4 protein-coding genes are annotated in these 5636 nt (G+C 72.0%); 1 reads left to right on the top strand and 3 read right to left on the bottom strand.

What is annotated here, in order from left to right; genetic code table 11:
• The 3 genes from AB0J68_RS25750 to rsgA form a co-directional block, all read right to left on the bottom strand.
• The coding region (locus AB0J68_RS25750) for a twin-arginine translocation signal domain-containing protein (protein WP_363940759.1) at window positions 1-263 on the bottom strand (263 nt) is incomplete at its 3' end.
• A gap of 160 nt (window positions 264-423) precedes the next feature.
• Window positions 424-3369: an excinuclease ABC subunit UvrA gene (gene uvrA, locus AB0J68_RS25745; RefSeq protein ID WP_355134700.1), complete on the bottom strand. Its 2946-nt coding sequence runs from the start codon at window positions 3367-3369 to the stop codon at window positions 424-426.
• 180 nt (window positions 3370-3549) lie between these two features.
• Window positions 3550-4620, bottom strand: a complete 1071-nt coding sequence (rsgA, locus tag AB0J68_RS25740) for a ribosome small subunit-dependent GTPase A (protein ID WP_363940757.1) — start codon at window positions 4618-4620, stop codon at window positions 3550-3552.
• 294 nt (window positions 4621-4914) lie between these two features.
• Here rsgA and AB0J68_RS25735 point away from each other — a divergent pair, with 294 nt between their 5' ends.
• Window positions 4915-5568, top strand: coding sequence for an MBL fold metallo-hydrolase (locus tag AB0J68_RS25735; RefSeq protein WP_354862801.1), 654 nt, complete (start codon window positions 4915-4917; stop codon window positions 5566-5568).
• The last annotated feature ends 68 nt before the right edge of the window (window positions 5569-5636 follow it).

The raw sequence follows: 5636 nt of genomic DNA, 5'->3' as shown, positions 1-5636 counted from the left end.
CCCTCGGCGGCGAGGACCTTGCCGCCGCCGACCGGGATGTCGGCGGTGGTGGCCAGCGACTGGGCGTTCTGCCGATCCCCGCCGCCCGCGTCCCCGGTGCTGGGCACCGCCGGGCCGCCGCTGGTGGGGGCACCGCTGCCACTGCCGTCGTCGTCACTGCCGCAGGCCGCCAGGACGACGGCCGCGCCGACGGCCCCGACGCCGGTGAGCAGGGTACGACGGGTCTGCGTACCCGGTCCGGTCAGCGCCTGATCGTCGCTCATGCCTCGCCTCTCTCTCGCCCAGTGCGCCGGTCCAAAAGCCGGCCACACTTCTCTCCACGGGCAACTGTGCCGGATAGTTCACCCCGGCATCGGTGCGACACCCCGCAAAAGGGTCGGGGCGGGTCGTCATCCGACCCGCCCCGAAAGAGTTGCGTCGCGGTCAGCGCGCGCCGGCCGGCACCTTGCGGCTGGCCCGCGTCTTGGTGGCGCCGTTGGCCTTGGCGGCGCGGGTGGTCGCCGCCGCCGCGCCCTTGGCCTCGCCGTCGAGCTTGAGCACCTGACGCAGGAACTGGCCGGTGTGGCTCTCGGGCACCTCGGCGACCTCCTCCGGGGTGCCGGTCGCGAGCACCATGCCGCCCCGGTGGCCGCCCTCCGGACCCATGTCGATCAGCCAGTCGGCCGTCTTGATCACATCGAGGTTGTGCTCAATGGTGATCACCGTGTTGCCCTTGTCGACCAGGCCCTCCAGGACCATCAGCAGCTTGCGGATGTCCTCGAAGTGCAGACCGGTGGTCGGCTCGTCGAGCACGTAGACCGTCCGCCCGGTGGAGCGCTTCTGCAGCTCGGAGGCCAGCTTGACCCGCTGCGCCTCGCCGCCGGAGAGGGTCGGCGCGGGCTGCCCGAGGCGGACGTACCCCAGGCCGACGTCGACGAGCGTCTTGAGGTGCCGGTGGATGGCCGGGATCGCGGAGAAGAACTCCGCGGCCTCCTCGATCGGCATCTCCAGCACGTCCGAGACGGTCTTGCCCTTGTAGTGCACCTCCAGGGTCTCCCGGTTGTACCGGGCGCCCTTGCAGACCTCGCAGGGGACGTACACGTCGGGCAGGAAGTTCATCTCGATCTTGATGGTGCCGTCGCCGGAGCACGCCTCACAGCGACCGCCCTTGACGTTGAACGAGAACCGGCCCGGCCCGTACCCCCGGACCTTGGCCTCGGTGGTCTCGGCGAAGAGCTTGCGGACGTGGTCCCAGACCCCCGTGTAGGTGGCCGGGTTGGAGCGCGGGGTACGGCCGATCGGCGACTGGTCCACACCGACGACCTTGTCCACGTGCTCCAGACCGGAGACCCGGGTGTGCCGGCCGGGCACCAGCCGAGCGCCGTTGATCTGGTTGGCCAGCACGGCGTACAGGATGTCGTTGACCAGCGTCGACTTGCCCGAGCCGCTGACCCCGGTGACCGCGATGAGCTGGCCCAGCGGGAACGAGACGGTCAGGTTGCGCAGGTTGTGCTCGCGCGCGCCGTGCACCACCAGCTCGCGGGCCGGATCCTGCGGGCGGCGGCCCGTCGGTGTCGGGATCGACCGGCGCCCCGACAGGTACGCCCCGGTGATCGACTCCTTGTTCTTCAGCAGGGCCGGCACCGAGCCGCTGTGCACGATCTTGCCGCCGTGCTCGCCAGCGCCGGGCCCGATGTCGACGATCCAGTCGGCGACGCGGATGGTGTCCTCGTCGTGCTCCACCACGATCAGCGTGTTGCCCAGACCGCGCAGCCGGATCAGGGTCTCGATCAGCCGATGGTTGTCGCGCTGGTGCAGACCGATCGACGGCTCGTCGAGCACGTAGAGCACGCCGACCAGGCCGGAGCCGATCTGGGTGGCCAGCCGGATGCGCTGCGCCTCGCCGCCGGACAGCGTGCCGGCCGGCCGGTCCAGCGAGAGGTAGTCCAGGCCGACGTCGAGCAGGAACCGCAGCCGGGCGTTGATCTCCTTGAGGACGCGCTCGGCGATCATCTTCTGCCGGTCGGTCAGCTCGATGCCGGCGAGCAGGTCGGCGCACTCCCCCACCGACAGGTTGCAGACCTCGGCGATGCTCTTGCCGGCGAGGGTGACCGCGAGCACCTCGGGCTTGAGCCGGGCGCCGCCGCACGCCGCGCACGGCACGTCGCGCATGTAGCCCTCGTACTTGTCGCGGGACCACTCGGACTCGGTGTCGGAGTGCCGGCGCTCGATCCACTGCACCACGCCCTCGAACCCGGTGTAGTAGGAGCGCTCGCGACCGTACTTGTTGCGGTAGCGCACGTGCACCTGGTCGTCGGAGCCGTGCAGGATCGTCTTCTGCGCCCGCGCCGGCAGCGCCCGCCACGGCGTGTCGACGTCGAAGTGCTGGGCCTCGCCGAGCGCCTCCAGCAGGCGCAGGAAGTATTCCAGGTTGTGCCCGGTGGACCAGGGCTGGATGGCGCCCTCGCGCAGGCTGCGCTCCGGGTCGGGGACCAGCAGCTCCGGGTCGACCTCCTTCTTGGTGCCCAGGCCGGTGCACTCCGGGCAGGCGCCGTACGGCGCGTTGAAGGAGAAGACCCGGGGCTCGAGATCCTCGATGGCCAGCGGGTGGTCGTTGGGGCAGGCCAGGTGCTCGGAGTAGCGGCGCTCCCGGTCCGGGTCGTCCTCCGGCAGGTCGACGAAGTCGAGCAGGACCAGCCCGCTGGACAGGCCCAGCGCGGCCTCGACCGAGTCGGTCAGCCGCTGCTTGGCGCTCGGCTTGACGGTGAGCCGGTCGATCACCACCTCGATGGTGTGCTTCTCCTGCTTCTTGAGCTTCGGCGGCTCGGTCAGCGGGTGCACCACGCCGTCGACGCGGGCCCGGGCGTAGCCCTTGGCCTGCAGCTCGGCGAAGAGGTCGACGTACTCGCCCTTGCGGCCGCGGATCACCGGCGCGAGCACCATGAACTTGGTGCCCTCGGCCATCGCGAGGACCCGGTCGACGATCTGCTGCGGGCTCTGCCGGGAGATCCGCTCGCCGCAGACCGGGCAGTGCGGCTCACCGATGCGGGCGAAGAGCAGCCGCAGGTAGTCGTACACCTCGGTGATGGTGCCGACGGTCGAGCGCGGGTTGCGCGAGGTGGACTTCTGGTCGATCGAGACGGCCGGGCTCAGCCCCTCGATGAAGTCGACGTCGGGCTTGTCCATCTGCCCGAGGAACTGCCGGGCGTACGAGGAGAGCGACTCGACGTAGCGACGCTGCCCCTCGGCGAAGATCGTGTCGAAGGCCAGGCTCGACTTGCCCGACCCGGACAGCCCGGTGAACACGATGAGAGCGTCCCGGGGCAGGTCGAGACTGACGTCACGCAGGTTGTGCTCGCGCGCGCCACGGATGATCAGTCGGTCGGCCACAGTGCGTGTACTCCCGGGAGAAGACGAAGCGAAGGATCTGTCCCGCTCTGGGGGATTTCGAGCGGTCGTGCGGGCGCGGAAAACACGCCTCGGCAACTCTAGCCCCGAGGTGTGACAGTTTTCCCCGCCCGCACATTCCCCCAGCTCAGCCCGGTCGGCCGCGCCACGCACGACCGCCCGTCAGTAACCTCCGGGCGCCGGCGGCCGGGCCGCCCGACGCCGCGCCGATCGCCACCCGCCGCGCCGCTCGGCGGCCAGCCGCGCCTCGCGCCGCCGGCTCTCGTGGGTGACCTCCGACTGCAGACGCCGCCAGCTCTCCCACCGACGGGTGGACAGCTCACCGGTCCGCAACGCGTCGCGGACCGCGCAGGCCGGTTCGCCGTCGTGCCGACAGTCGGCGTACCGACAGCTTTCGGCCAGCCCGGCGATGTCGGCGAACGCCCGGTCCAGCCCGGCCACGCCGTCGAGCAGGCCGACCGCCCGTACGCCGGGTGTGTCGATGACGGCGCCGCCGTTCGGGATCGGCACCAGGGCCCGCCACGTGGTGGTGTGCCGGCCCTTGCCGTCGACCCGACGGATCGCCTGGGTCGGCATCATCACCGCGCCGGCGAGCGCGTTGACCAGGCTCGACTTGCCGGCGCCGGACGGCCCGAGCAGCCCCAGCGTGCGACCCGGCGCGACCTCGGCGCGCAGCGGGTCCAGCCCCGTGCCGCGCTCGGCGCTGACCGACAGCACCGGCACACCGGGGGCGATCACGGCGAGCTGGCGGGCCAGCGCGGCCGGGTCGGCCGCGAGGTCGGCCTTCGTCAGCACCACGAGCGGCCGGGCCCCGGACTCGTGGACCAGGGAGAGCAGCCGCTCGATGCGGCCGACATCCGGCTCCGGGTGCACCGGCTCCACCACGGCGGCGGCGTCGAGGTTGGCGGCCAGCACCTGGCCGCTGGCGTCCTTGCCGGCGGTACGGCGGATCAGCGCGGCCCGCCGGGGCAGCACGGCCGCCACGGTGATCCGGCGGTCCGGCCAGTGCGTGAGCAGCACCCAGTCCCCCGCGCAGGGCAGTGCCGAGGGGTCCTGGACGGCGGCGGCCAGCACGGACGGGCCGAGGCTGGCCCGGACCGGGCCGCCGGCGGTGAGCACCGTGCAGACCCCCCGGTCCACCCGGGCCACCCGGCCGGGGTGGTGCTCGCCGCGTCGGGCGGCGTACGCCGCCCGGTCGGCGTCCCAGCCGAGGGCGGTCAGATCGATCGTCATGGCATCCTCATCGGTGTCGAGCTGGTGATGGCGGAACACGCGTGCCACGTCCGGCATGAACACCACCTCCGTCCGACGTCCCGGTGCCGCTTGTGAGGCCGACGGTAGGGCGCGGGGCGACGCGCCGAAAGCGATTTCCGCGACGACGGCGCGGCGCGGGCCCGCTAGGGTCGACGCGTGACCACGGGTCCGCTGCCGCTCGGGGGCGCGGCGGACGACACCACCGGCCGCCACGTTCGCCGTCGACCCCGACGGTCCCCCTGCCTACTCCACCGGAACGGATATGGACACGTCATGACCTACAGCGGAGATGTCACCCACGGCGGCCCGCCGGCGGTACGGGAGTTGGACGGGCTCACCATCAGCAAGCTGTCGGTGGGCCCGATGGACAACAACGCCTACCTGCTGCGCTGCACCGGCACCGGCGACCAGGTGTTGATCGACGCCGCCAACGAGGCGCCCCGGCTGCTGGAGCTGATCGGCGACGGTGGTCTGACCGCCGTGGTGACCACCCACCAGCACATGGACCACTGGGTGGCGCTGGAGGAGGTGGTCGCCAAGACCGGCGCGCGGGCGCTCGTGCACGCCGACGACGCGGCCGGGCTGCCGATCGAGGCGGAGCAGCTGGCCGATGGCGACACCGTGGCGGTCGGCGACTGCGCGCTGGAGGTCATCCACATCAAGGGCCACACGCCGGGTTCGATCGCGCTGCTCTACCGCGACCCGAGCGGCACCGGCCACCTGTTCACCGGCGACAGCCTCTTTCCCGGCGGCGTTGGCAACACGGATCAGGACCCGCAGCGCTTCGCCGCGCTGATCGACGACGTCGAGCACAAGCTGTTCGACCAACTGCCGGACGACACCTGGTTCTACCCCGGCCACGGCAAGGACAGCACCCTGGGAGCAGAACGCCCATCCCTCCCCCAGTGGCGAGCCCGAGGCTGGTAACCCCCCAACACCACCCCCAAGCCCCGAGCCCGAGCCCGAGCCCGAGCCCTGAGGCCCCGAGCCCCGAG

This window comes from Micromonospora sp. NPDC049580 (assembly GCF_040675595.1).
Lineage (GTDB): Bacteria > Actinomycetota > Actinomycetes > Mycobacteriales > Micromonosporaceae > Micromonospora.
This window is presented reverse-complemented; position numbering and strand designations above follow the sequence as displayed.